The sequence below is a fragment of the Xanthomonas sp. WHRI 10204 genome, assembly GCF_040202875.1.
GTDB lineage: Bacteria > Pseudomonadota > Gammaproteobacteria > Xanthomonadales > Xanthomonadaceae > Xanthomonas.
On record NZ_JBEGDW010000004.1, the window covers coordinates 329,457 to 355,235 of the forward strand.

A 25,779-nucleotide genomic window follows, 5' to 3' on the forward strand; every position below is an offset into this window, starting at 1 on the left:
GGCGTTGAGGGTGTCGGGACGGCATCGCGGCCGGGGCCGCTCCTACGACAGCTTGGCTTTGGCACAATCAGCCGGCTCCGTCGCCTTGTAGGAGCGGACCTGGCCGCGACGCGGTCCCGACCAATTCACAGCCACCGGAAGGAGGCGGATGGACCGCCGATGCGGGCATCTGCTGTGCCAAATGGCCGATCACGCGTTGCGGCGTTGAGGGTGTCGGGACGGCATCGCGGCCGGGGCCGCTCCTACGACAGCTTGGCTTTGGCACAATCAGCCGGCTTCGTCGCCTTGTAGGAGCGGACCTGGCCGCGATGCGGTCACAACCCGGTCGACGCGGTCGACGTAGGCGCGGCCTTGGCCGCATCGCCGGCATCGCTCAGGGCGCGGCGGCAGCGGTTGACTTGGGCTTGGCCGGGCGCGCCTTGCTCTCGGCGATAAACGCACGCACCTGCTGCTCCAGCACCGGCAGGGTGACCGAGCCCTGCTTCAGCACCACGTCGTGAAAGGCCTTGATGTCGAAGCGCTCGCCCAGCTCCTTTTCGGCTTCGACGCGCAGCTTGACGATGGTGATCTCGCCCAGCTTGTAGCTCAGCGCCTGGCCGGGCCAGGAGATGTAGCGGTCCACTTCGGTGGTGACTTCATGCTCGCTGAGCGCGGTGCGGTCGCGCAGATAGGCCAGCGCCTGTTCGCGGGTCCAGCCGTCGTGGTGCACGCCGGTGTCGATCACCAGCCGGCAGGCGCGCCACATTTCGTAGGTGAGCCGGCCGAATTCCTCGTACGGGGTCTCGTAGATGCCCATCTCCTGGCCGAGCTTTTCGGTGTACAGCGCCCAGCCTTCGCCATAGGCAGAAATGTAGTTTTCGCGCCGGAACGCCGGCTGCTCGCCCTGCTCCAATGCGAGCGAGCCCTGCAACGAATGCCCGGGCGAAGACTCGTGCAAGGTCAGCGCCGGCAGGTTGTACAGCGGCCGCGACGGCAGGTTGTAGGTGTTGACCCAATAGGTCGTGGCGCCACCGCGCCCGGCAGTCCAGAACGGGGCGATATCGGCCGGCACCGGCTTGATGGTGAAGCGCCCGCGCGGCAGCGTGCCGATGAACTTGCCCACCTGCCCGTCCACGCGCTTGGAGATCCATGCGGCGCGATCGAGCAGCTCCTGCGGGGTCTTGGCGTAGAACTGCGGGTCGGTGCGCAGGAAGCTGAGGAACTGCGCGAAGCTGCCCTTGAACCCAACCTGCTGGATGATGGCGTTCATCTGGGTCTGGATGCGCGCCACCTCGTCCAGGCCGATCTGGTGGATCTGCTCAGGCGTCAATTCCAGCGTGGTGTATTCGCGGATCTGCTGCCGGTAGAACGCCTTGCCATCGGGCAGCGCTTCGGCGGCCAGGGTGGTGCGCGCCTTGGGCATGTAGTCGGTGCGGAAAAAGGTCAGCAACTTGGCGTAGGCCGGAAGCACCGCGCCGCTGACCGCGGCCCTGGCCTGCGCACGCAACTGCGCCTGCTCGGCGGCCGGGATCTGCGCCGGCAGTTGCTTGAACGGCGCGTAGAAGGTGGAGTCGGTGGGGTCCTTGACCTCGGCGACGGTGGCGATGGAGACATCGCGCCCGTCCAGCACCGCGCGCGGCACGCTGAAGCCGCGCGCCAGGCCGGTGCGCATGTTGACGATCTGCTGGTCGAAATAGCGCCGCACATCGTTCAAGCGCGCGATGTAGGCGCGGTACTCGGCGGCGGTCTTCATCGGCCGCTGCGCCATGAAGCCCAGGTTGGACCAGAACGAGCTGTCGGAATTGAACGGCATCTCGTACAGGCGCAGGCGCACTTCGGCTGCGAGGTTTTCCACCTGCGGGCGATAGATCGCAAGGTTGATCTGGTTGGCCGGCGAGAGCTGCTTGGGGTCGATGCCGTCGAGCTGCTTGAGCACACCCTCCCAGATCGTCAGACGCGCCTGCTGCGCGGCCGCGCCGACGTCCGGCAGCTTGGTGTTGTCGCCGGTGGTGTCGGTGTCTTCATCGGCCTGGCCGGTTTCGGCCTGGCGCCATGCCCACTCTTTTTCGTAGATCGCGCGGAAGCGCGCGTCGGCAGGTGCGTCGGCAGTCAGCGTGGCCGGCGCGGCGACGGGCGGGGCGGCGACAGCGCCGAAGGACAGGCCCAGCAGGGCAAACGAGAGTGCGGCGGCGAGAGGAGAGGTCACGTGCGGAGAGCCTGATCTGGAGCGAACGCCCGATCATGGCAGCCCCCGGGAGCGCTGCCATGGGCCGGAAGTCCCAACGCGGGCCGGCGCACGGGTGTGGCTGGAGTGTCGGCGGCTGGATTGATATGGCGGGGCGAGTCAGGGACTGCCCCCATCCGCCCTGCGGGCACCTTCCCCCGCAGGCGGGGGAAGGGACGTGGTGGGCTTGTCAGAAGCCGGTCGTCACCTCTTCGCCGGAGGTAAAGGACGTGACGTGCTTGGCGAGGGCAGTTAGGACGTGACGTGCTTGGCGAGAGCAGTATCACCCCCTCTCCCGCTTGCGGGAGAGGGTCGGGGTGAGGGCCGCTCGAGGCCGATAAACGTGGCTTCGGCTCAGGCCTTACGCACTACCACCAGATGCCGTTCGCCATCCAGGCCAGGCACCTGCAGCGGGTGTACCTCGGCTAGCGTCCAGCCGGCCGGGAGCGCGGCGATTTCTTCGTGCGGATAGATCCCCTTCATCGCCAGCAGGCTGCCGCCCGGGCGCAGCAGGTGACCACCGACGTCGATGATGCCGGCCAACGTATCCAGCGCGCGGGCGGTGAGGTGGTCGTAGGCAGCCGGCTCGTCCAGCGCTTCAGCGCGCGACTCGGCCACGCGCGCATTGCCCAGCGCCAGGTGACGCAAGGCCTCGCGCATGAAGCGCGCCTTCTTGCCGTTGCTTTCCACCAGGGTCACCTGCAGCTGCGGGCGGGTGATCGCCAGCGGGATACCGGGCAGGCCGGGGCCGGTACCCAGATCGGCCAGGGTGCCGCTGGCGATGTAGGGCTGCATGGCCAGCGAATCGAGCAGATGGCGAGTGACCATCTCGCGCGGGTCACGCACGGCGGTGAGGTTGTAGGTCTTGTTCCAGCGCACCAGTAGCGTGAGATAGCGCAGCAACGGCGCGGCGAAATCCGCATCCAGGGATTGGGCCTGCAGGCCATGCGCCAGTGCGGCGGAGACATCGGGGGGAAGTGCGGCATCGTTCATGGCGCGATTATCGCAGGTGGGCGTGGCGTGGCGTGGCGGGATTGGGGATTGGGGATTGGGAATCGGGAATCGGGAATCGTCGATGCTCGCAGGAATGATCTGAAGCAGGATTCAAACGGAGCGTGCGTCGACGCAGTCGGCCGGCACTTCACGGCATTGGTTGGCGGCCGCGATACGGCAACGCACTGCGGGCGTGCGGTCCGGCGTGTCCGGCGATGCGGGCGCATCGCTTGCCGGCATCGGCGTGATCCCGGTCACGCGGCCTGGAGCCGTGCCGGTGCCGGACACGCAGCGGTAAGACAGCGGCGCTACATCTGCAGGCTCCCCCGTTGCGCGAAGGACACCCCATGACCGCCTCAGATCCCGCGCGCCGCCGCGTGTTGCAAGGTTTGGGCGCCGGGCTGTTGCTGCCGGCGGCCGGCGGTTGGTCTGCGCGCAGTCTGGCCGCGCCCTCCGGGCGGCCGATCATCACCGATGGCGTGCAGAGCGGCGATGTGCGCGACGGTCGCGCACTGCTGTGGAGCCGTGCGGACCGTCCGGCGCGGATGCGGGTGGAATGGGATACGCGACCAAGCCTGCGCCAGGCGCGTCGCGTGGAGGGAGGCATGGCGGTACCCGCCCACGATTTCACCGCGCGCTTGGATCTGGGCGGGCTGCCGTGCGACCAGGACATTTTCTATCGGGTGCGCTTCGAAGATGCCGACAGCGGTGTGCTGAGTGCGCCGGTGCATGGCCATCTGCGCAGCGCACCGCAAACGCGCCGCGATGTGCGTTTTGTCTGGAGCGGCGACACCGTGGGCCAGGGCTTCGGCATCAATCCCGACATCGGCGGCATGCGCATCTACAGCGCGATGCGCGCACGCAACCCGGATTTCTTTCTGCATAGCGGCGATACCATCTACGCCGACAGCCCGATCCCGGCCGAACTCACCGTGGAAGACGGCAAACGCTGGCGCAATCTCACTACCGCGGCCAAGAGCAAGGTGGCCGAAACGCTGGACGAATTTCGCGGCAACTACCGCTACAACCTGCTCGATGAGCATGTGCGCCGCTTCAATGCCGAGGTGCCGCAACTGTGGCAATGGGACGACCACGAAACCACCAACAATTGGTCGCCCGGCAAGCAATTGGATGCGCGCTACCAGGTGCGCGACATCGGCGTGCTAGCCAGGCGTGCGCGCAAGGCGTTTCTGGAATATGCACCGATGCGCGGCGTGCGTGCCGATGGCAATGGGCGCATCTATCGCAAGATCGGCTATGGCCCGCTGCTGGATGTATTCGTGCTGGACATGCGCAGTTATCGCGGTGCCAATAGCGACAATCTGCAACCCACGCCGAGCGCGGACACCGCATTTCTCGGCGCCGAGCAGCTGGCCTGGCTGCAGCGCGAGCTGGCCGGCTCACGCGCGCAGTGGAAGGTGATTGCCGCCGACATGCCGATCGGTTTGCAGGTCCCCGATGGCGAAGATGGCAATGGGCGCCCGCGTTGGGAAGCGATCGCCAATGGCGATGACGGCGCGCCGCGCGGACGCGAGCAGGAGATCGCCGCGTTGCTGCGCTTTATCAGCCGCGCGCGCATCCGCAACACGGTGTGGCTGACGGCCGATGTGCATTACTGCGCCGCGCACTACTACCATCCGGACCGCGCCGCGTTTCAGCAGTTCGAGCCGTTCTGGGAATTCGTCGGCGGCCCGCTCAATGCCGGCAGCTTCGGGCCGAATGCATTGGATGCCACCTTCGGCCCGACGGTGGTGTTCCAGAAGGCACCGCCCGCGCCGAACACCTCACCGTTGGCCGGGTATCAGTTCTTCGGAGAGGTGGAGATCGACGGCGCCAGCGGCGTGTTGACGGTGACCTTGCGCGATCTCGATGGCGTGGCGCAGTTCCGTCAGCCGATCTTGCCGTATGGCGCGGCGCCTCAAGCGGCGGGCTGAGGATAAAACGCCAACGCGGCGCGGCAGTCCGGCGCGGCCCACCATTCGTGCAGCTGCCACTGTGCGGCATCACCTAGTTCGGGGTCGCACCACTGCAGGTGCAATGCGCCATCCGAGTCAACGGCGTACGCAAGCCGATGCAGGCCGAACGACAGGCCATGCCCGTAGGCCTTGAGCAAGGCTTCCTTGGCGCACCACAGACGGAAAAACAGCGCCTGCTGTGCGTCAGTCTCAAGCGCCGCCAGCAACGCCAGTTCGTCCGGATGAAAGAAACGCTGCGCGATGTCCAGCAGGCGTGGGCGTGCGCGGATGCGTTCCAGATCCACCCCCAGCCGCACGCCGCGGCCCAACCCGACCAGCAGATAGTCGCCACTGTGGCTCCAGCCGGCATCCCAGTCGGGCAGCGCCGGTTGCAGGGAGGGGCGGCCGCGCGCATCGCGCAGCAGCGGCACCTCGGCCGGGTCGATCGCCAGGGCCGGGCCAAGCAGCTGCCGCGCCTGCGGCTCGCCACGCTCACCGGGCCGATGCGGACGCAGCCATAGCTGCACCGGGCCATGCTGCCACCCAGCGTGCGCTGTCACGCCGTGCACACCAACCCCAACGCTGGACTAGTGCGCGCATCGCGCTCGACAGCTGCTTCACGGCGCGCTGCGTCCAATGGCGCCCATGCACCGCTCCCGGTGCAAGCGAACGAGGAGATTGGCACCATGGGCATCATTATCTGGTTGATCATCGGCGGCATCGTGGGTTGGCTGGCCAGCATCATCATGCGTCGCGATGCACAGCAGGGCATCATTCTCAATGTGGTGGTCGGCATCGTCGGTGCAATGATCGCTGGCTGGTTTTTAGGCGGCGGCATCAATCAGGCGATCACCGTGATGACCTTTGTCTGGTCGCTGGTGGGTGCGGTGATTCTGCTGGCCATCGTCAATCTGTTTACCCGTGGCCGCGTGCGTTAACAGCGTCCGACAAACCAGTGGGTGCGGCCGTCAGGTGCATGCGGACAACACGGCGTCATCGTAGCGTACGCGCGGCATCCGCCTCCGGGCATGGGCCGCATCCATCCGGTAATTGCCTGGCTGTTTTACTGGTCGCTTTAAAAACGGCTAAAGAGCAGTCGCCGGTGGAGATGGACGGCACGGGAAAACCGCAGCGTACGAGCGGATTCCGGGCACTGGCCGCGCCTCTGACGACTGCGCGGTCGATTGGTTAGCCGATCTGAGAGTGGCTAACAGAACGTAGCGAGCAGTCTTCAGTTGGGTGTGGACGGCACGCTCATAACCGGCGTGTACGCGTGGTACATGCCGCACTGAGCAGCGGCCGCGCCCGCCTGGCGGCTGCATAGTCGTTTGTTAGCCGATCTAAATCGCGCCACATCGGTGACTGCACTGTCCGGGCTTGCCCGGGCAGTGTCGTTTCAGCTGCCGGCAGCGGCGCGATCTGCCGGATGGTTGACGCCGTCTTCCACCTGCACCGCGATATTCAGCGCATACGGATTGACGCCTTCCAGGCAGCCGACGTTGTAGCCGTATTCGTTGGGATTGGAGCGGCGCCGGTGATGGGTGTAGATGCCACATACGCCGCAGAAATAATGCGCGGCGGCGTGCGTGTTGAACTGATACAGGCGCAGCACGTCCTGGCCCTGCCGCACGTGCAGGCCATCGAGCGCGACCGAGGCGACGATGGCGCCACGGCGGCGGCACATCGAACAATCGCAACGGCGTGGATCGAGCAGGCCGTGCGGCAAGTCCAGGTCGATCTGCACGGCGCCGCAATGGCAGCTCAAGCGGTGGACCGGCCCCAGCGTCACGTCGCCGATCTTGTGCGTGCTGCGACGCAGGTGACGCTCGCTCATGCGCCGGCCTCTGCCAGTTGCACCCAGGCTGGGGCGTGGTCGCTGGGGCGTTCCCAGGTGCGCGGTTCGCGGTCGATGCCCGACGCCACCGCGCGTGCGCGCAGCGCATCCGACACCAGGGTCAGGTCGATGCGCAGCCCCAGGTTGCGGCGGTACGCGGCCTGGCGGTAGTCCCACCAACTGAACTGCTCGGCGTCGTCATGATGCAACCGGAACGCATCGTGCAGGCCCAGCTCCAACAGTTTTTCCAGCGCGGCGCGCTCGGCGGTGGAGGTGAGGATGTGGGTCTCGTTCCACACCACCGGGTCGTGCACGTCGCGCGCGTCCGGGGCGATATTGAAGTCGCCCAGCACCACCAACTGCGGATGGCGCTGCAGCTCCTGCGCGATCCAGGCGTGCACCGCGTCCAGCCAGCGCAGTTTGTATTCGTATTTGTCGGTGCCCACGTCCTGCCCGTTGACCACGTACAGATTGATGATGCGCACGCCATCGACGGTGGCGGCGATGACGCGCTGTTGCACGTCATCGAACCCGGGGATGCCCATCTGCACGTCCAACGCCGGCGCGCGCGACAGGATCGCCACGCCGTTGTAGGTCTTCTGCCCGCAAAACACGCTGCGATACCCAAGCGCGGCCAGCGCCGCGTCCGGGAACTTGTGGTCTTCCAGCTTGGTTTCCTGGATACCCACCACATCCGGCGCGACGTCGGTGAGCCACTGTTGCAGATGCGGCAGGCGCACGTTGAGCGAGTTGACGTTCCAGGAGGCGATCTTCATGGCGGGGGCCGTGGTTCAAACCACCAATGGTACCGCGCCATCTCCCGACGCCTCAGGGCTGCCCCACGATCCGCACACCCAACTGATTGGCGACCGGGCGCTCGCGCCCCGGAATGCCGGTGTGGATGGGGCGGTTGAGCGTGCGCACGCGGCCGTCCACGCGGGCGGCCAGGGTGCTGGAGCCGCCGCCGTCCAGGTTGATGGCGGCGTTGGCACCGAGGTGCTGCAGCACGGCGGTCAGCGCGTCCAGCGACATGCCGGCGCTGTAGCCGGGCTGGCGGCCGTCGGCCACCACCATCCACAGCGTCTTGCCGGCACGGTCCAGGCCCAGCGCGCTGCGCGGTTCGGGGCCGTCGTAGTAGTCGGCGCGGCTGGCTTCGCGCGGTTGGCGCTTGCCATCGAGCAACAGCAGCGGGCCGGCGCCCACACCGACGCGTGTGCCGGACGGGCAACTGCCGCGCACGATGCGCACGGCGTTGCGCGCGCTCACGCAAAAAGCGGCATCGACGCGCGCATCACTGGTTGCGGCGGCCGAATCGAGATGGCCATCGTCGATGGCCAGGCCTTCGGCAGTGACGCCCTGCCCGGCTGCCGGGACGAACGCCTTGTCGAACAGATGACCACCATCGAACGGCAGGAAATAGTCGGCATTGATCGCCAACGCAAACCCGTTATCGCGCACGAATGCAGTGGTGGGGTTGGCGAGAAATTCGCCACCGCCGCTGCGGTCGCCATGCGTGCCGACCAGTTGCAGGCCCGGCGTGGTCAGGTCGATCTGGGCGATGTGCAGCGTCACCGGCTGCGGCCCATCCACGCGCTGGCGCCAATAGCGCACGCCCGGCGCCAGGGTGACCGGCGCGGCAGGTGCGGGCACCGGTTGCACCAGCGGCTCGATAGTCACGCGCGCACGCGCCTGTGCGTGATCCAGCGCGGCCAGGACCGCATCGATGCGTGCCGGAGGTGTGCGCAATAGCAGCGCTTGCGCCGGTGCCGACTGCAGCAGCTGTGCCAGGCCGATGCAGCGCGCGCCATTGCAGGGTGCAATGTCGCTGCCCACGCGTGCCGGGCCGTCGGCATCGTCGAGCACCTGCAAGGCGATGCGATTGTGCTCGGCCGGTTTGCAGCGGGTTACCGCCGCCAGCACGTCGTCGGGCCATTGGCCCCAGCAATCGCCGCTGACGATGGTCTCCATCGCCACGAACGGCGGCGTTGCTGCGGGCGTGGCCGCTTGGTCGGCACACGCATTGCCGATGCATGCGGCCATCAGACAAATACCCAGCGCCGCTGCGCTGCGTCGATCAGAACGCATAGTCCACTCCCAGGTAATACGCGCGGCCGTTATCCAGTTGCTCGCGCATCAATTGCTGATCGGCGCCGATGACGCGGGTCAGCCGCGCGTTGCTGAGGTTGCGGCCCTGCACGGTCATGCGCAGCTTGCTGGTGAAGCGCCATGCCAGCTGTGCGTCGTAGCTGGTGATGGCATCGTAGTAGCGATCATTGACGCGGTTGTCGGTGGCTGCGGACAGCAATTGCAGACCGGTGTAATTGGCGCTGACGCGTGCACTGAAGCGGCCAATGTCGTACAGCAGCGAGGCGTTGGCGCTGCGCTTGGGCGATTCCATCAGGCCGGGCAGCGCGCGCAGGCTGCCATCGCTCATCTGCACGTCGGCGGTGCGCGGGTCGAGCACGGTCAGATTGGCCATCGCGCCCAGATGCGACCACACACCTGGCAGAAAATCGAACCGCGTATCGATGGCGGTGAACTCGACGCCGCGCACGCTGGCCGCGCCGGTATTGATCGCCTGGGTGGTGGTGACCTGATAGGTGCCGACCAGCCCACCCGGATCACGCTGCAGATCGGTGTTGGTGACGCGCACGATCTCGTCGTCGATGCGCTTGTGGAACACCGCCATCGACAGTTGCGAATCCTGATCCGGGTACCACTCCAGCGACAGATCCAGATTGTCGGCGCGGCGCGGACGCAATTGCGGGTTGGCGATGCTGCGGTTGATGGTCAAGCCTGTGGTATCGACCACCGGACTGCTGTTCTGGCCGATGTCGCCATAGGTGGGCAGGCCGATGGTGCGGCTACCGGCCATGCGCAGTTTCAGCGCCGGGGTGATGTCCCAGGCAAGGTTGGCCGATGGCAGCAGAAAGCGCCGGTCGCTGGCGTCGGATTGCTGCAGATAATTGGTGGTGCTGCTCAGCGGCTGCGGCACCGCACTGAGCACCTCGCGCTGCAGGTACTCGTTGCGCAGGCCGAAGGTGGCCTGCGTGCGTTCACCATTCCAGGTGCCCATCAGGTAGGCCGCGCCATTGCGTTCGTCGATACGGAAATCGCCGATCGCGCTATTGCGTGCATTGGTGTTGGCCAGCACGTAGGCGCCTGGCGATGCGGCCGCAAACGCGGCCACCCGCGCCGGGTCGACCAGCAGCAGGCAGCTGAAATCGGCATACGGACAGACGCGCGCATCGTCGGTCCCGACCGTCGCCAGGCTGACCCGCCCGACCGGATTGCGACGCACTTCGTCCAGGTTGTAGCGCTGCTGCAGATCGCGGTACTGCAGGCCGGTACGCAGCCCCCATCCCTGTGCATCGGCATCGGCGTTTTGGCTGTAGTCGACCTTGAAGGTGGTGGTGTCGGTGCTGCTCTTTTCCACCCGGGTCAGAAAGTACGACTGTAGGTAATTGGCCGGATTGCTGTAGTAGCCGGGGTCGACCAGGGCGATGGTCGGGCGCGTGTCGTTGCCCAGCGCGTAGCCGAATCCCAGCCGTGCGGAGGCGGCCGCAGTGAACACATCTTCGCGCGTGTCTTGTCGATACTTGCCGGTGGCACGGTTGAACAACACATCGATGTGGCCCTGCGGATTGAGGCGGAAGCTGCCGTTGACTTGCGCATAGCGCAGCGTGCGGGTCTGGTCAAAGCGGTTGGCATCGGTCTGTGCGCTGCCCTGCGCATAGCGGCCGTCGTCGGCATCGGTCACCAGTGCGTTGCCAACGCGGTTGATCCACTGCGAGCGGCGTTGTTCGTCGTTGCCGTGTTCGAAGGAGCCGGCGCTCAACGCCAGTTTCAGCGCATCGCCATCGTCGTATTCCAGCTTGCCGAACACGCTGCGGCGCTGACGCACGTTGTCGTAGCTGAGCGGGCGGAAACGGTCCGGGGCGATCGCCATGCCGTTGGTGTCCAGCGTGGGGACGAGGGTCTGCCGCGCGCCGTTGGCGTAGTAGCTGTAGCTGTCGATGGCGGTGTTCAACGACGACGAATCGCGACGGAAATAATCGGCCGACAGCACCACACCGAAGCGATGGTCCGGCCCGAAGGTGTTGCTGAAACTGCCCTGCACCTGGCCGGACGGGCCGCTGCTTTGCAGCTGCCGGCGGTTTTCCCAATCGGCCAGATTCGCGCGCACGGTGGCGAACGGGCCGTCGTGATCGAACGCGCTGCGCGTGCGCAGCGACGCGATGCCGCCGATGGCATTGCTGTCCATGTCGGCGTTGAAGGTCTTGTAGATATCCACCTGCTGCGCCAGCGATGCAGGAATCACATCCAGCGACTGCACGCGCCGGCTGGTTTCGGTGGACGGCAGCGCCACCCCGTCGATCAGCACCGTGTTGTAGTCGGGATTGAAGCCGCGCAGGCTCATGAACTGCGCCTCGCCGCGGCCGTTGTTGACCACCATCGACACGCCCGGCACGCGCTGCAACGCCTCGCCGAGGCCGAAGTCGGGGATCGAGCCGATATCGTCGGCGGCCACGCCATCGGACACCACTGCGGCCTCGCGCTTGGCACCGATGGCCTGGCGGATCGACAGATGCTGGCCAGAGACCTGCACCGCATCCAGCTGCACCGGTGCGTCGCTGGCGGGAGCCGCCGCGGACGGCGCCGGCTCGGCGGCATGGGCGCTCAGGCTGGCGCTGACGCACAAAGCCAGCAGACACAGGCGGGGGCACGGGCGGGTAGTGAAGCGGGACATGGGGCGGCCGGTCGAGGATGAGACCGCTAATTTAATAACTTCCTGTGAATTAATTATTTCAGTCCGGTGCGGGTAAGCTTGCGGTTCCCCCGTGACACCGCGCGCCATGTCCTCAACTGCCGCCTTTGCGCTGCCTCCACACACGCCCACCTTGCCCGGCTTGAGCCTCAACGAGCGCGACATGCTCGACCGCTTGCGGCTGGCCGGGGTGCTGACCCGCGCCGACCTGAGCCGCGGCACCGGGCTGACCGTGCAGACCGCGGTGCGCCTGATCGAAGGCTTGCAGGCGCGCGGCATGGTGCACATGGGCAGCAGCATCGCGCGCGCCGGGCGTGGCAAGCCGGGCGTGGCGGTGTCGTTGAACCCGGGGCACGGCCACACCTTGGGCATCTCCATCGCCACCGATGCGCTGAGCCTGGCGCTGATGGATTTTTCCGGTGCGGTGCTGGCTGGCAACGAGGTCGCGCTGACCGATACCACCTTGTACGGCGTGCTGACCCAGCTGCAGGCCGCCGATGCCGCGCTGCTGGCGAGCGTCGACGATGCCGGCCCGCGCCTGGGCATCGGGGTGGCGATGAGCGGCTTTTTTACCGGTGTGGACACCTTCATCAATCCGCCCGAGCCGCTGCGTGCCCTGGGCCAGATCGCGCTGTGTCCGTGGCTGGCCGACGCCTTTACCCAGCCGGTGTGGATGGACAACGACGGCAGCGTGGCAGCGGCAGGCGAAGCGATGCTGGGCGTGGGACGGCGGCATCGCGATTTCGCCTATCTCTACCTCAGTTACGGCTTCGGCGGCGGGCTGGTGGTCGATGGCCAGGTGCTGCGCGGCGCCCGCGGCAACGCCGGTGAGTTCGCCGGCATGCTGCCCGCGCAACAGCTCGAACGCGCCACCCTGGAGTTGCTACGCGAACTTGTGGCCGAAGACGGCATCGCGCTGCCGGACGTGCGTGCGTTGCTGGCCGCCTACGACCCGGCATGGCCGGCGATCGAACGCTGGATCGCACGCAGCGCGCCGGGCGTGTCGCTGATCGTCTCGGCGATCACCGCGGTGTGCGACCCGGAAGCCATCGTCTTCGGCGGTCGCCTGCCGGCGGATCTGGCGCAACGGCTGATCGCCGCCGTGCAGATCGACAACCAACCGCGCCGTGGCCAGGGCCGCCCGATGCCGCTGCTGCTGCCGGCCGAAGCACCGGCCGATGCATGTGCGATCGGCGCGGCCACGCTGCCGTTGAAGGCGCGTTACTTCCGTTGAGTGGTGGCAGCGATACAGCGGCGCTGGCGCTGGCAGGCACGCGCCTGGCTGTCGACCACGCACCCGCTCGACGGTCGCGCTGGAGAGGGCGCATTACCGTGCTGCCGCAACCCGCGTGCGGCAGCAATAGCCGAATAATTCCACCGCCAGCGCACGTGCCTGTTGCTGCTGTTGTTGCGGCATAGACTCCAGCAACTCGTCTTCTGCCTGCAACGGTGCGGCTGCATCCAACGCACGGCCCGGCGGTTGCCGCGCGGCCAGTCGCCAGGCCGCCGCATACACCGGGTCGGGTGCGTGCAACAGCGGCGATTCCACCACCTGCGCCAGGGTCTCGATGGCATCGCGATGGCCTGCCAGCGCCAGCGTTTCCAGCTCGGCCACCGTCGCGGCCACCTCCTGTTCGTCGCTCGCCGACAGTTGCGCGGGCATGCCGGCGGGTGCGGCGGCCACCGCACGTTGCAGCAACTCGCTCACGCGCTGGGCAAGCAGATAGCGTTGCGCGTTGGCATCGCCGTGCGCTGCGGCCGTGCGCAGCAGCGCCTCGATCTGCAACGGTGTACCGGCGACGCAACGACGCGCGTCCAACGACGGCCTGGGCGCTCTGCCGTGCGCGATCTGCGCCGCGCGTTGCTCATCCTGCTCGCGACAGGCCAGCTGTTGCATGGCGCTGTCGAACAAGTTCTGCGCGGCGCGTGCAGGCGGCTGCGCGGACGCAACGCCGGCAGGCAGCAACTGGGGCGCAGCGACGCTGCGCTGCAGAGGCGATGCAGCCGGCGTGCGCACGCTCCACATCCCTGCTGCCAACGCCGCTGCAATCACACACACCGCCCCCGCCACCGGCCAGAGCAGCCGGGGCCGATGGCATGGCTGCGTGCCGGCGTTCAGCGCAGGCGCCGGCATCAACGCAGTGCCGCTTCCAGCGCGCCACGATCGAACTGCAATGGATGGGCCTGGCGCAGACGTTCCAGCGCAGCGGTGGCGGCCTGGTCGCGCAATTGCACTTCGATCTGCCCGCGCGCTGTCTCCAGCGTGGCGGGACTACGCGCATCCATACGGATCAGGTGATACCCCTCCGGCCCGCGCACCGGGGCCGACACCTCCCCCACGCCCATTCCCTCCACCGGCGCAACAAAGGCATCGGCCACGTTACGCAGGAAAATCGATGACAACTGGCCGCCCTCAGCCGCGGTGCTGCCATCGTCGGATTCGCGCATCGCCAGTTCTTCGAAGGGCGTCCCGGCATCCAGCTGCTGCTTGAGCTGCTGTGCGCGTGCAAGCGCCTGCGCATCGGTCAACGGTGTGCCACGCCGCGCATCGCCTTGTGGCTGCAACGCGACGAACAGATGGCTCAGGCGCACCTCGTCGTAATCGTGCGGATGCGCATCGAACTGCGCTTGCACTTGGGTCGCGTCGATCGCTGCGGCATCGCGTGCGCGCCGCTGCATCGCCTCGGCAAGAATCGCATCGGTGGCCTGACGGATGTGCGCGGCCACCACCGGGTCGTCTTGCAGATGCGTCTGACGCGCCTGGTCCACCAGCAGCAGCCGGTCGGCGAATTCGCGAACGAAACTCGGGTCGGCCGCAACGGCCGGATTGGCGTTCTGCGGCAAATCGGCCAGGGCCAGCGCGCGATATTCCGGCGCACTGAACGCCTGCTGCCCGATCTGCAGCACCTTTCCGGAAGCCGGGCCAGCCTGCAGGTGTGCATCGGCCGTAGCAGCCTGCGCCAGCGGCGTGCAGCAGGCAAGGCTCAGCGAAAGCACTTTGAAAAAATGCGATGTGGAAAACATGGGCAATCTCCGTGATGGCATGAACCCGGCGGCGGCAGGTGCCGCCGCCAGGACAGCCGGCCCGCACGGGCCGGTAACAGCTGCTTGGAGCGGCTAACACAACGTAGTGAGCGGTCGTCAGGTGGGCGTGGACGGCGCGCTCAGAACCGGCGTGTATGAGTGGTACATGCCGATTCATAGCACCGTCCGCGCCCGCCTGGCGGCCGCGCAGTGGTGTTGTGAGTCGCTCTTAGTCGTGCTTGCCGCGCGCACGCAGGTAGGCGATGGCCGCTTTCGGGTTGTCGCTGGTGATCAGGCCGAAGGCCTCGTCGCGCACGATGAAATCCAGATTGCCGCGATTGTCGGCCGTGTCGCGGCCACCGGCGTAAGAGAAATACAGATCCGACAGCGCATAGCAGCAAGCGCCGCTGTTCTGATAGAACTTGCCGGCAGACGGGCCATCCGGAATTGCCTGGAACACGCCCACGCGATAACCACGCTCGCGAATGAAATCGGCATCGCTCTGCAGCAAGCCGCCGAGTTGCTTGACGTTGATCTCCATCGTCTGGTGACCCGAGTTCATCCATGCCGAGATCGTCTGGCGCACATTGATCTTGCCCAGCATGTTGGTGGTGAACACCGGAATGCCGACCATGCCGCTGCCATCGGCACGGTAAGCATCGCGACTGGTGTACAGCGTTGCATTGACCTTGGCGGCGACGTAGCTGCCGGAAGCGATGCCAAACACCTTATTGGCTGCACTGCTGACCGCACGCACGGTTTTGGCGTCCTTGATATCGAACACCATCGGTGTGCGCAGCTGGCGCTGTTTGTAATAGGCGAACAGCTCATCCACACGCGGCACGTGATAGCCGGTGGTGGTACGACGATTCGGCGCCAGCAGGAACAACTGGCTGACTTCCGACCACGGGGTGACCAACACGGATGGGTTGACGCCCTGATTGGTGATCGGGTCGTACTTCACCCCCGGATGGTGCTGCCACACCGTGGTGGTGCGCCCCAGGTTGTAGTCGTGCAGCAACACCGGCACGCCATCGCTGGTGAGCTTGACGTCCAGCTCCACGCCATCCATGCATTGGTCGTTGGCAGTCTGCAGCGAACCACGCGAGTTTTCCGGCATGTCGGCGATGCCGGCGTAGTTGCCCCATAAGCCACGGTGCGCCAGCACGACGGTATTGGAGGAGTTGAACAAGATGCGTTGCATCTTGACGTCGGAGCTGTCGCTGCAGGCAGCCAGTGCCAGCTGCGGCAGTGCCGCGAGCAGGGCCAGTGCGCCGAGCAGGCGGCAGGCGCGGGCCAGCGGATGTGGAGCGAGGAGGGTAAGCATGGTCTCTGTGTCCCGGTTCGTAGGTGCAGGAAGGGCAAGGGATGGACGAGAGCCGATGGGTCGACGCAACCGGCGAACTCGCTTGCAGCGCACTCGCCAGCCGGTCGATACCGGGGGAGAGGCCAAGCCGTGCGTGATCAGCGTTCGGCTTGCGGGCCAATTTAGTCACTCTCTATGACTTAATTTCTTCGCTGGTGTTGCGGTTGTTCGCGATCGCGCAGGCGTTGCGTGAAAAACGAAGTAGACGACCGCAATCGCGCCGTGCCACGCAACGACGCCGCGAAGGCGGCATGCGCGGGCAGCACGGTGGGTCCTGCGTATCGACATCTGAAGCCGCTCGCATCTTGGTCAGTACCGCGTTGGATCGCTGCCTGCCTCTGCGCTCTGCCAACCGTCGATCGCTGCGAATCGGCCTTGGCGCTGGCGGATGCGCCTCGCTGCGCGGTCTCACCCTCCGCCAAAACGCAGAACGCCGGCACAAGGCCGGCGTTCTGCGTTGACAGCGATGGGTTACGCGATCGGTCAGTGACCCGACGCACCGCTGGCACCCAGGCCGGTTTCGGCACGGATCTGCTGCGCCTTGAACGCTGCGCGTTCGTTGGCCGCCTGCGGGCTGCGATCCAGGACCGAGAACAGCCAGATGCCGACAAAGCCAATGGTCATCGAGAACAGTGCCGGCGAGGTGTACGGGAACGGCGCCGACCCGGCCGCGTTACCCAGCGTGTCCACCCACACCGACGGCGACAGCACCGTGAGCACCAGCGAGGAGATCAGGCCCAGGAAGCCGCCGGTCACCGCGCCGCGCGTGGTGCAGTTCTTCCACAGCAAGGACAGGATCAGCACCGGGAAGTTGGCCGAAGCAGCGATGGCGAAGGCCAGCGACACCATGAAGGCCACGTTCTGCTTCTCGAACACGATGCCCAGCAGCACTGCGATCACGCCCAGCACCAGGGTGGTGGCACGCGAGACCTTCAGCTCCGAACCCGGCGCCGGGTTGCCCTTCTTGATCACCGTGGCGTACAGGTCGTGCGACACCGCCGAGGCACCGGACAGGGTCAACCCTGCAACCACCGCCAGGATGGTGGCGAAGGCCACCGCCGAGATGAAGCCCATGAACACGTTGCCGCCGACTGCATTGCCGACCAGCACCGCCGCCATGTTGGCCGCACCCTTGCCGCCGTGGATGGTGCCGGTGGCGACGTCCGCAAACTGCGGGTTGGTCAGCACCAGGGCGATCGCACCGAAGCCGATGATGAAGATCAGGATGTAGAAGTAGCCGATCCAGGTGGTGGCCCACAGCACCGACTTACGCGCCTGCTTGGCATCGGGAACGGTGAAGAAGCGCATCAGGATGTGCGGCAAGCCGGCGGTACCGAACATCAGCGCCATGCCGAAGGAGATCGCCGAGATCGGGTCCTTCACAAAACCGCCCGGCCCCATGATCGACAGGCCAGCCTTGGCTGCGTCGTCTGGCGATGCACCGCCGTTGGCCGCAATTGCGGTCTTCACCCGCACGCCCTCGGCGAACAGCGCCTCGAAGCTGAAGTTGAAGTGCCACATGATCGCCACGGCCATGAAGGTCACGCCGGTCAGCAGCAACACTGCCTTGATGATCTGCACCCAGGTGGTGGCGGTCATGCCGCCGAACAGCACGTAGACCATCATCAGCACGCCGACCAGGGTCACTGCCACCCAGTAATCCAGCCCGAACAGCAGCTTGATCAATGCACCGGCACCGACCATCTGCGCGATCAGATAGAACAGCACCACCACCAGCGTGCCGGAAGCGGCAAAGCTGCGGATGGCGGTGGGCGCGAAGCGGTAGCCGGCCACGTCGGCGAAGGTGTACTTGCCAAGGTTGCGCAGCCGTTCGGCCATCAGGAAGGTCAGGATCGGCCAACCGACCAGAAAGCCGATGGCATAGATCAAGCCGTCGTAGCCGTTGGCCATCACCGCCGCGGTAATGCCCAGGAACGACGCCGCCGACATGAAGTCGCCGGCGATCGCCAGGCCGTTCTGGAAGCCGGTGATGCCGCCGCCGGCGGTGTAGAAGTCAGCGGCCGACTTGGTCTTGGCCGCTGCCCATTTGGTGATCCACAAGGTGCCCAGCACGAAGAAGCCGAACATGCCGATCGCCACCCAGTTGGTGGGCTGCTTGTCGACCTGGCCCATGTCGCCACCGGCGGCCAGCGCGAGGCCTGCCGGCAGCAAGCCGGCCAAAATCAGAAGAAGGCGCGAAGTCTTGCTCATTTGCGGGCTTCCTCCAGGATCTGCGCGGTCAGCTGGTCGTAGGTGCCGTTGGCACGACGCACGTAGATGGCGGTGATGACGATGGTGAACACCATCACCCCGATCGCGATCGGAATGCCGATCGAAGTCACTCCATCGCCGATGGGTTTGGCCAAAAATGCCTTGTCGAAAGCGATCAGGCCGATATAGCCGAAATAGGCCAACAACATCAGCACGGTGAGCGTCCAGCCGAGCGTGTTGCGCTGGCGCTTGAGCGCGTGGTACTTCGGATTGGCATCGATCTTGGCGATCAATGCGTCATTCGAGACGGTCATGGTCTGTCTCCTGGAGTGCGGGCAGCACGGCCCGCCCACATGCGTGGCGGGCGGCCGATGGGTGAACCTTTAGAAGCTGTACTTGGTGGTGAACTGCAGGCGCGAGATGTCGCCGGAATCGCCGTTTTCGGCTTCGCGGCGGCCGTACATCAGCTCTGCGCCCACATCCACCTTGGGTAGCGGCGAATAGAAGACGTTGGCGCGGATGCTCTGCTGCGACTTGCTCGCCAGCCCGCCGGTGTTGGCCAGCGAATGGTCGTAATCCACGCGCGAATACATGATGGTGCTGCGCAACTTGGCGTTGTAGTCGTGCCGCCAAGCCACCCAGCCGGCCACCGTGCTGACGGTCTGGATGTTGCCGTCGATGTCGATTTCCACGTCCGAGCCGTTGCCCAGGCCCAGATAGCGGCCAAGGCCTTCGCCGTAGGCCAGCTGGTAGCGCAGGTCGTTGCTGGAGTTGATGATCCAGCGGCCGCCGCCGGCGATGGCGCCGCCGAAGTCGGTGTCGTTGGTCAGCGCGCTGCGGGTGCGGTACTGGCGTGCGATCGCCGACAGACCGAACGTGCCCCAGGTGCCCTTCCAGTTGTACCGCGCGGTCAGATCCGGCATCGCGCCATGGTCCGAGGCCAGGATGGTGTTGCCGCCCCGGTATGGCGTGGTCAGCGTTTCGGTGTTTTCTGCCGACACGCTGAAAGCGCCGCGGGTGTAGCGGATCTGGGTCTGACGGCTGAACAGCGCACCGTCGGTCGGCCCGACGATGTCGGCCGCTTCCGGCAGGATCGTGGCGTCGACGAAGTTGGACCAGGTCTGGCCGGCCAGCCAGTTGTTCCAGCTCATGTAGGCGTGCCGCAAGGTGCCGCCGTACAGATTGTTGACCTGGTTGGCCAGCGCGTTACCGAAGAAGTCCAGTTCGATGAACCCAGTCAGCTTGTCGCCGTTTTCGGTCACCGTGTCCACGCCCAGGTTGAAGCGCGAGAACTTGGCATGGAAGTCGGTGTCGGTGCTCGACGCCTGTCCCCCGACAGGCGTCTGCGTCGGGATGTACAGGTAACGTCCCACCGCACCTTCAGGCAAGGCGCCGTCGCTGGTGCGGGTGGTCATGAAGTCGGCCTTGATGAAACCACCGTAACGAAACGTTGTCCCCGGCAACGCGTTCGGCGTGATGCTGGTCAGCTGGATCGGCTTTTTGCCGGCCGGGAGCGCGGGCGCGGGCGGAGTCTGCGCCTGCAAGGTGCGCACCTCGGTGACCTGCGTCTGCGTCTGGGCAATCTGGCCCTGTTGTTGTTGCTGCGCGGTCACCAGTAGTTGGACCTGACGCTCGAGCTCGGCAATACGTGTTTCCAGCGCCTTTTCCTTTGCCGTCTGCGCGAACGCAACGCCCGGCAGAATGCTGGCCACGAACAATGCGGCCGCCAACGGATGGCGCACCAACGGTGCAGTACGGTGTTTCATGGAACCCTCTCCCCAATGAAGGCCTCGCGCTTGATGGCGATGCTGTGCGGAGCGTGAGGCAGTCCGCGGTTTGCAGCCTATTCGCCTTTGGTCGTAGCTGCAACGCAGCATTCCACAAGGTGACCGATGGTCGCACCAGGACCCGCAATGGATGTGCGCCAGCGCACGCCTTAGGTTACGACCATGGTCTAACGCGCCGTTGACCGCCGGGACAGAATGGATGCGGCACACTGATCGCCTACCGAGGGCAGCTGCCGTGCCCTCTCCCAACAAGTTCATCGCAAGTGAGGGTGCCATGGCTGATGTTTATCCCGTCGATCCCGCGTTCGCCAAGGGCGCACGCGTCAATGGCGAGCAGTACGCAACGCTGTACCGCGAATCGATCGAGCATCCCGAGCAGTTCTGGGGCAAGGCCGCGCAGCGGCTGGACTGGTTCAAGCAACCCACCCAGGTCAAGGACGTCAGCTTTGCGCTGGACGACTTCCATATCCGCTGGTTCGGCGACGGCGAGCTCAACGCCAGCGTCAACTGCCTGGACCGCCAGCTCGCCACGCGCGGCGACAAGACCGCGCTGCTGTTCGAGCCCGACAGCCCGGATGCGGCGTCCTACCCGGTCACCTACCGCGAGTTGTACGAGCGCGTCTGCAAGCTCGGCAACGCGCTGCGCAACCTCGGCGTCAAGAAGGGCGACCGGGTCACCATCTACCTGCCGATGATCGTCGATGCGGCCGTGGCCATGCTCGCCTGCGCGCGCATCGGTGCGGTGCACTCGGTGGTGTTCGGCGGTTTTGCCGCCAACTCGATCGCCGACCGCGTGATCGACTGCCAGAGCAAGCTGATCATCACCGCCGACGAAGGCCTGCGCGGCGGCAAGAAGATTCCGCTCAAGGCCAACGTGGATGCGGCGCTGAAGATTCCCGGCACCAACACGGTCGAAACCGTGCTGGTGGTGCGCCATACCGGTGGCGCGGTGGACATGCAGGCGCCGCGCGATCGCTGGTTCCATGACGTGGTCGATGGCCAGCCGGCCGAGTGCGAACCCGAGCGCATGAACGCGGAAGATCCGTTGTTCATCCTCTACACCTCCGGTTCCACCGGCAAGCCGAAGGGCGTGCTGCACACCACCGGCGGCTATCTGCTGTTTGCCAGCTACACGCACGAAGTGGTGTTCGACCTGCGCGAAGACGACATCTACTGGTGCACCGCCGACGTGGGCTGGGTCACCGGCCACAGCTACATCGTCTACGGCCCGCTCGCCAATGGCGCCACTGCGGTGATGTTCGAAGGCGTGCCCAACTACCCCAACGTCTCGCGCTTCTGGGACGTGATCGACAAGCACCAGGTCACCTTGTTCTACACCGCGCCCACCGCGATCCGCGCGCTGATGCGCGATGGCGAAGCGCCGGTCAAGCGGACCTCGCGCAAGAGCCTGCGCCTGCTCGGCAGCGTCGGCGAGCCAATCAATCCGGAAGCCTGGCGTTGGTATTACGAAGTGGTCGGCGACAGCCGTTGCCCGATCGTGGATACCTGGTGGCAGACCGAAACCGGCGGCATTTTGATTTCGCCGCTGGCCGGCGCGGTCGACCTCAAGCCGGGGTCGGCCACGCTGCCGTTCTTCGGCGTGCAGCCGGCGCTGGTCGATGCCGAAGGCAAGATCCTGGACGGCGCCACCGAAGGCAACCTGGTGCTGCTGGATTCGTGGCCGGGCCAGATGCGCAGCGTCTACGGCGACCACCAGCGGTTCATCGACACCTATTTCCGCACCTATCCGGGCAGCTACTTCACCGGTGACGGCTGCCGCCGCGATGCCGATGGCTACTACTGGATCACCGGCCGCGTGGACGACGTGATCAACGTCTCCGGCCATCGCATCGGCACTGCCGAAGTGGAAAGCGCGCTGGTCTCGCACCCCAAGGTCGCCGAAGCGGCGGTGGTGGGCTTCCCGCACGACGTCAAGGGCCAGGGCATCTATGCCTACGTCACCTTGATCGCCGGCGAGAACCCCAGCGAAGAGCTGCACAAGGAGCTGGTGAGTTGGGTGCGTAAGGAAATCGGCCCGATCGCCTCGCCCGATCACCTGCAGTGGGCCCCCGGCCTGCCGAAGACGCGCTCGGGCAAGATCATGCGCCGCATCCTGCGCAAGATCGCCGAAAACGCACCCGATCAACTCGGCGACACCTCCACCCTGGCCGACCCGTCGGTGGTGGATTCGCTGGTCAATGAGCGGCTAACGCGCTGACGCGCGTTGGGAATGAGGAATCGGGATTGGGGAATCGTGAGAGCGGTTCCCTGAGGAGTGGGAAGTAAATCGTCGGATTGGGAATTCGTAAAAGCGGGTTCCCGACCCCTACATTTGTTCATAGCTGCCAATTCTCATCTTCAACGTCACCGCATCGTTGCTGTTGCTGTTGCTGTTGCTGTTTGCCGCGCTGCTCTTCGCTGTTGCCTTTGCGATTCCCGATTCCCGATTCCCCACTCCCGGCCCCTCAATGACCACCCTGCTGATTGCCGATGACCATCCCCTGTTTCGCGAGGCCTTGCGCGGGGCGGTGCAGCGGGTCATGCCGGGCGTGCAACTGTTCGAAGCCGACAACGTGGATGCGTTGTACACGCTGGCCGATGCGCAACCGGACGCGGACCTGCTGTTGATGGATCTCAACATGCCGGGCGCGCAGGGCTTCAGTGCCCTGGTGCATATGCGCTCGCTGCATCCGCAGTTGCCGGTGGTGGTGGTGTCCGCACGCGAAGAACCCACGGTGATGCGGCGTGCCATCGACCATGGCGCGTTCGGTTTCATTCCCAAATCCGCCGACTCGGACACCATCGGCCGCGCGCTGGCCACGGTGCTGGATGGCGAACGCTGGATTCCCGCCGAAGCGCAGAACCTGCCGCCCACCGATAGCGAAGAGCGCGAGGTTGGCCAGCGGTTGCGCGATCTCACCCCGCAACAATTCCGCGTGCTGCAGATGCTCGGCGCGGGCCGGCTCAACAAGCAGATCGCCTACGATCTGGGCGTGTCCGAAGCCACCATCAAGGCGCACGTCACCGCAATCCTGCGCAAGCTCGGCGTCACCAACCGTACCCAGGCCGTGCTGATGGCCGGCAAGCTCGCCATCGACTCCGACGGCATCGTGTTGCCGCCGCCGGAAGACGACTGACGCGCGCAGCGACGTGTCTGCGGGCGTTGGGGGTGGTTGGGAAAGCCCTGTCGCGCCCAGGTGCGCTCCTACGTGTGATCCCACTACTTCTGCCGTCCTCGTTGGTGGGCACGATAGATTTGCTATGCCGTGCAACGCGACACGACACGACACGACACGACACCAGCGTAGGAGCGCACCTGGGCGCGATGGGCGTTACCGGTGAAGCTTGTTTTGCAAAAGAAACCTTACGCGCGTTGGCACGTACGACTGTGCTGGGCGTTACCGGTAAAGCTCCATCGCGCCCGGGTGCGCTCCTACGTGTGGGGCTTGTGGCGTTTACTCCGGCGCGCGCACGAACAAGACGTTCAGATCGCGCATCGGGATGAAGTTGGCCTGCTTGAACTGGAAGGTCAACGGGTCGATCTTTTTCAGCTCGCCGTCGAAGCACAGACTCAGGATGTCGCTGGCGGCCTGCTTGCGGATGGTCAGCTGGAAGTCCTTGATCGCGCCGTTCCAGTTCTTGCCGGTGGTGAGCACGTAGCGCAAGTTGGCCCAGGCCAGACCGGACTGGCCTTCCCGGCGCTGCATGCTGGTCTTGGTGGCCGGTTCGATGCAGGTGTCCTTTGCATAGGACTCCAGCAGATACGTGCTGGGCTGCGGTACGCCGGTGGACAGGCTGGGCGCATAGGCATGCCGGATCTGCACGCTGCGGCGCGCCGGAAATAGCTGTTGCCAGACGAAGTACTCGTTGAGAGTGAAACGCGGTTGCGCGTCGGCATCGACCCAGCGTGCGGGCAGCGGTTTGCGGGCCTTGGGCGGGGTGCCGGATTCGGTGAAGGCCTCCACATCGTCCTGGGTCCACCCGGTGGCGGCAAACGCCTTGGAGATGTCGCTGCCGTCGTCCAGCAACACCACAAGCTTGCGCGTGGTGGCGATCGGCTTGCCGTCCACCCACAGTTTGAAGTCGGTGAGTTCGCTGTGGTCGGCCATGCCGAAATACATTGGCGGCATCGGGAAGGCCACCGGCACGCTGAGGTCGCGCTCGCTGTTGTTGGTGAACACGTAGTCCACCTGCACGCGTTCTTCGCTGAGCAGCAGCGCTTCCTTGTCCATGCTGATGTCGGGCTGGTGCAGCAGCCGGATGGTGCCGTTGTCGTCGCCAAAACTACTGTCGTTGGCGTGCGCTGTCGCACAGACGAACATCGCCAGCAGCAGCCGACGCGCCATTGAATTCTTGTGCATCGCTCCCCCAAAACCGGCACGTACCGACGCGCCGCACTGCACAGCATGCCATGCACCGCGCACTGGCAAATGGCAGCGCGCGACAGCTACGCCGCGCACTTGTCGCAAGACCTGCCTGCAGCCGTGTTTGCGCAAACCACCCGCATGTCATCGCCCGACGGTGGCAAGCCCAAGCGCACCGGCCTGATCGCATCGGCAGGTGGCATGGCGCGACTGCTGCGTGCGTTACTGTCGCAAGGCCTGCCTGCATCACTATTTGCGCAAACCGCCCGCATGTCATCGCCCCACGGTGGCAAGCCCAAGCGCACCAACCTGATCGCATCGGTAGACAGCATGGCGCGACTGCTGCGTGCGTTAACGGTCGCAAGGCAATGCCTGCAGCCGCGTTCGCGCAAACCGCCCGCGTGTCGTTGCCCAACGATGGCAAGCCCAAGCGCAACAGCCTGATCGCTTCGGTAGATGGCATGGCGCGACTGCTGCGTGCGTTACCGGTCGCAAGGCCTGCCTGCAGCACTATTTGCGCAAATCGTCCGCATGTCATCGCCCGACGGTGGCAAGCCCAAGCGCACCGGCGTGATCGCATCCACACCTGCGCACCGCGCGACATCGCAGTTGTCGATATCACCATTGACCATGAGCTGATGCCTGGGCAAGGCTCGGGCATCAAGGACGCTTTGGAGCTGGCATGGCGCGACGTTTTCCCTGGCTATGGATCGGCCTGCTGATGGCCTGTGCATTGATTGCGGCGCTGGCGTGGCAAAACCGACAACTGCGCGTGCAGCAGCAATGGCTGCAGACGCGCATCAGCACGCCGTACGAGGGCATGTACGTGCCGCGCATCGAGGCGATGGACGCCGACGGTCAGCGCCATCTGCTGGGTGCGCCGCAGGGGCCGGCGCAGGTGCTGTTCTTTTTCACGACCACGTGCCCGTACTGCCAGCGCTCGGCACCAACCGTGCTGCGCGCGGCGCGGCAGTTGCAGGCCAACCTGCCGGGCCGACCGCAATTACTGGGTGTGTGCCATTGCGATGCGGTGCAGGCCGCGCGCTATGCGCATGTGCATGGCTTCGATTTTCCGGTGGTCACGTTGACCGATCGTCGCGCGCTGATGCTGTTCCGTGCGCGCAACGTGCCGCTGTTGATGGCCATCGATGGGGACGGGCGCGTGCGCCATTCCCATGTTGGCGTGTTCGATACCACGGAGCGGGTGCAGGACCTGGTCGCCGCCTTGGGCCGCACGGATGCGCCAGCGGCTTTTGCAACGTTGAGGGAGTAAT

20 protein-coding genes, 2 other RNA genes and 1 pseudogene are annotated in these 25,779 nt (G+C 65.7%); 7 read left to right on the plus strand and 16 right to left on the minus strand.

What is annotated here, in order from left to right:
- Window positions 1-373: 373 nt before the first annotated feature.
- On the minus strand, window positions 374-2,185 hold the full coding sequence (locus ABQZ00_RS21640) for a DUF885 domain-containing protein (protein ID WP_323539038.1): 1,812 nt from the start codon (window positions 2,183-2,185) through the stop codon (window positions 374-376).
- Between the two features lie 372 nt (window positions 2,186-2,557).
- On the minus strand, window positions 2,558-3,196 hold the full coding sequence (rsmG, locus tag ABQZ00_RS21645; protein WP_055846806.1) for a 16S rRNA (guanine(527)-N(7))-methyltransferase RsmG: 639 nt from the start codon (window positions 3,194-3,196) through the stop codon (window positions 2,558-2,560).
- A 347-nt stretch (window positions 3,197-3,543) separates the two neighbouring features.
- On the opposite strand from rsmG, the pseudogene ABQZ00_RS21650 reads away from it, so the two are divergent.
- Both ABQZ00_RS21650 and ABQZ00_RS23910 read left to right on the plus strand, forming a co-directional pair.
- Window positions 3,544-4,992, plus strand: a pseudogene (locus ABQZ00_RS21650) (alkaline phosphatase D family protein); the annotation flags it as partial.
- Window positions 4,875-5,207 (plus strand): hypothetical protein, encoded by a 333-nt coding sequence (locus tag ABQZ00_RS23910; protein ID WP_503064313.1) that lies wholly within the window; start codon window positions 4,875-4,877, stop codon window positions 5,205-5,207. The pseudogene ABQZ00_RS21650 and the gene ABQZ00_RS23910, both read left to right, overlap by 118 nt.
- Here ABQZ00_RS23910 and ABQZ00_RS21655 read toward each other — a convergent pair.
- Window positions 5,115-5,711, minus strand: coding sequence for a 4'-phosphopantetheinyl transferase family protein (locus ABQZ00_RS21655; protein ID WP_323539040.1), 597 nt, complete (start codon window positions 5,709-5,711; stop codon window positions 5,115-5,117). The two genes, ABQZ00_RS23910 and ABQZ00_RS21655, sit on opposite strands and share 93 nt — an antisense overlap.
- A gap of 126 nt (window positions 5,712-5,837) precedes the next feature.
- On the opposite strand from ABQZ00_RS21655, the gene ABQZ00_RS21660 reads away from it, so the two are divergent.
- Entirely contained in the window at window positions 5,838-6,089 is a 252-nt protein-coding gene (locus ABQZ00_RS21660; RefSeq protein WP_039425819.1) for a GlsB/YeaQ/YmgE family stress response membrane protein, read from the plus strand.
- 267 nt (window positions 6,090-6,356) lie between these two features.
- Here ABQZ00_RS21660 and ABQZ00_RS21665 read toward each other — a convergent pair.
- The 5 genes from ABQZ00_RS21665 to ABQZ00_RS21685 all read right to left on the minus strand — a co-directional run bounded on the left by ABQZ00_RS21665 (window position 6,357) and on the right by ABQZ00_RS21685 (window position 11,735).
- A non-coding RNA gene (locus ABQZ00_RS21665) (sX9 sRNA) lies at window positions 6,357-6,433 on the minus strand.
- Window positions 6,434-6,547: 114 nt separating this feature from the next.
- Window positions 6,548-6,985 carry a GFA family protein gene (locus tag ABQZ00_RS21670; protein WP_323539041.1) on the minus strand — a complete coding sequence of 146 codons (438 nt, stop codon included), beginning with the start codon at window positions 6,983-6,985 and terminating at the stop codon, window positions 6,548-6,550.
- A complete protein-coding gene (xth, locus tag ABQZ00_RS21675; RefSeq protein WP_323539042.1) occupies window positions 6,982-7,761 on the minus strand; it encodes an exodeoxyribonuclease III in 780 nt (259 codons plus the stop codon). The genes ABQZ00_RS21670 and xth overlap by 4 nt, the downstream gene beginning before the upstream one ends.
- Window positions 7,762-7,813: 52 nt before the next feature.
- Entirely contained in the window at window positions 7,814-9,070 is a 1,257-nt protein-coding gene (locus ABQZ00_RS21680) for a phosphodiester glycosidase family protein (protein ID WP_323539043.1), read from the minus strand.
- Window positions 9,060-11,735 (minus strand): TonB-dependent receptor, encoded by a 2,676-nt coding sequence (locus ABQZ00_RS21685; protein ID WP_323539044.1) that lies wholly within the window; start codon window positions 11,733-11,735, stop codon window positions 9,060-9,062. The genes ABQZ00_RS21680 and ABQZ00_RS21685 overlap by 11 nt, the downstream gene beginning before the upstream one ends.
- Window positions 11,736-11,841: 106 nt before the next feature.
- Between ABQZ00_RS21685 and ABQZ00_RS21690 the strand changes: the two genes are divergently transcribed.
- Window positions 11,842-12,987 (plus strand): ROK family transcriptional regulator, encoded by a 1,146-nt coding sequence (locus ABQZ00_RS21690; protein ID WP_115563384.1) that lies wholly within the window; start codon window positions 11,842-11,844, stop codon window positions 12,985-12,987.
- A 93-nt stretch (window positions 12,988-13,080) separates the two neighbouring features.
- On the opposite strand, the gene ABQZ00_RS21695 is transcribed toward ABQZ00_RS21690, so the two are convergent.
- The 7 genes from ABQZ00_RS21695 to ABQZ00_RS21725 form a co-directional block, all read right to left on the minus strand.
- Window positions 13,081-13,779 carry a hypothetical protein gene (locus ABQZ00_RS21695; protein ID WP_323539045.1) on the minus strand — a complete coding sequence of 233 codons (699 nt, stop codon included), beginning with the start codon at window positions 13,777-13,779 and terminating at the stop codon, window positions 13,081-13,083.
- 107 nt (window positions 13,780-13,886) lie between these two features.
- Entirely contained in the window at window positions 13,887-14,777 is an 891-nt protein-coding gene (locus ABQZ00_RS21700; RefSeq protein WP_323539046.1) for a peptidylprolyl isomerase, read from the minus strand.
- 91 nt (window positions 14,778-14,868) lie between these two features.
- Window positions 14,869-14,945, minus strand: a non-coding RNA gene (locus ABQZ00_RS21705) — sX9 sRNA.
- A gap of 61 nt (window positions 14,946-15,006) precedes the next feature.
- Window positions 15,007-16,014 (minus strand): glycerophosphodiester phosphodiesterase family protein, encoded by a 1,008-nt coding sequence (locus ABQZ00_RS21710; protein WP_323539070.1) that lies wholly within the window; start codon window positions 16,012-16,014, stop codon window positions 15,007-15,009.
- Between the two features lie 612 nt (window positions 16,015-16,626).
- Window positions 16,627-18,354 (minus strand): cation acetate symporter, encoded by a 1,728-nt coding sequence (locus ABQZ00_RS21715; RefSeq protein ID WP_323523086.1) that lies wholly within the window; start codon window positions 18,352-18,354, stop codon window positions 16,627-16,629.
- Window positions 18,351-18,668, minus strand: coding sequence for a DUF485 domain-containing protein (locus tag ABQZ00_RS21720; protein ID WP_323539047.1), 318 nt, complete (start codon window positions 18,666-18,668; stop codon window positions 18,351-18,353). The genes ABQZ00_RS21715 and ABQZ00_RS21720 overlap by 4 nt, the downstream gene beginning before the upstream one ends.
- A gap of 69 nt (window positions 18,669-18,737) precedes the next feature.
- Window positions 18,738-20,120: a DcaP family trimeric outer membrane transporter gene (locus ABQZ00_RS21725; protein ID WP_055846766.1), complete on the minus strand. Its 1,383-nt coding sequence runs from the start codon at window positions 20,118-20,120 to the stop codon at window positions 18,738-18,740.
- A 295-nt stretch (window positions 20,121-20,415) separates the two neighbouring features.
- Here ABQZ00_RS21725 and acs point away from each other — a divergent pair, with 295 nt between their 5' ends.
- Window positions 20,416-22,359 (plus strand): acetate--CoA ligase, encoded by a 1,944-nt coding sequence (gene acs, locus ABQZ00_RS21730; RefSeq protein WP_055846763.1) that lies wholly within the window; start codon window positions 20,416-20,418, stop codon window positions 22,357-22,359.
- A 250-nt stretch (window positions 22,360-22,609) separates the two neighbouring features.
- A complete protein-coding gene (locus ABQZ00_RS21735; RefSeq protein WP_055850166.1) occupies window positions 22,610-23,278 on the plus strand; it encodes a response regulator transcription factor in 669 nt (222 codons plus the stop codon).
- Between the two features lie 318 nt (window positions 23,279-23,596).
- Here ABQZ00_RS21735 and ABQZ00_RS21740 read toward each other — a convergent pair whose 3' ends face one another.
- Complete coding sequence (locus ABQZ00_RS21740) at window positions 23,597-24,502, minus strand: DUF4424 domain-containing protein (protein ID WP_115514293.1); 906 nt, start codon at window positions 24,500-24,502, stop codon at window positions 23,597-23,599.
- Between the two features lie 712 nt (window positions 24,503-25,214).
- On the opposite strand from ABQZ00_RS21740, the gene ABQZ00_RS21745 reads away from it, so the two are divergent.
- Complete coding sequence (locus ABQZ00_RS21745) at window positions 25,215-25,778, plus strand: peroxiredoxin family protein (protein ID WP_323523335.1); 564 nt, start codon at window positions 25,215-25,217, stop codon at window positions 25,776-25,778.
- Window position 25,779 lies beyond the last annotated feature (1 nt).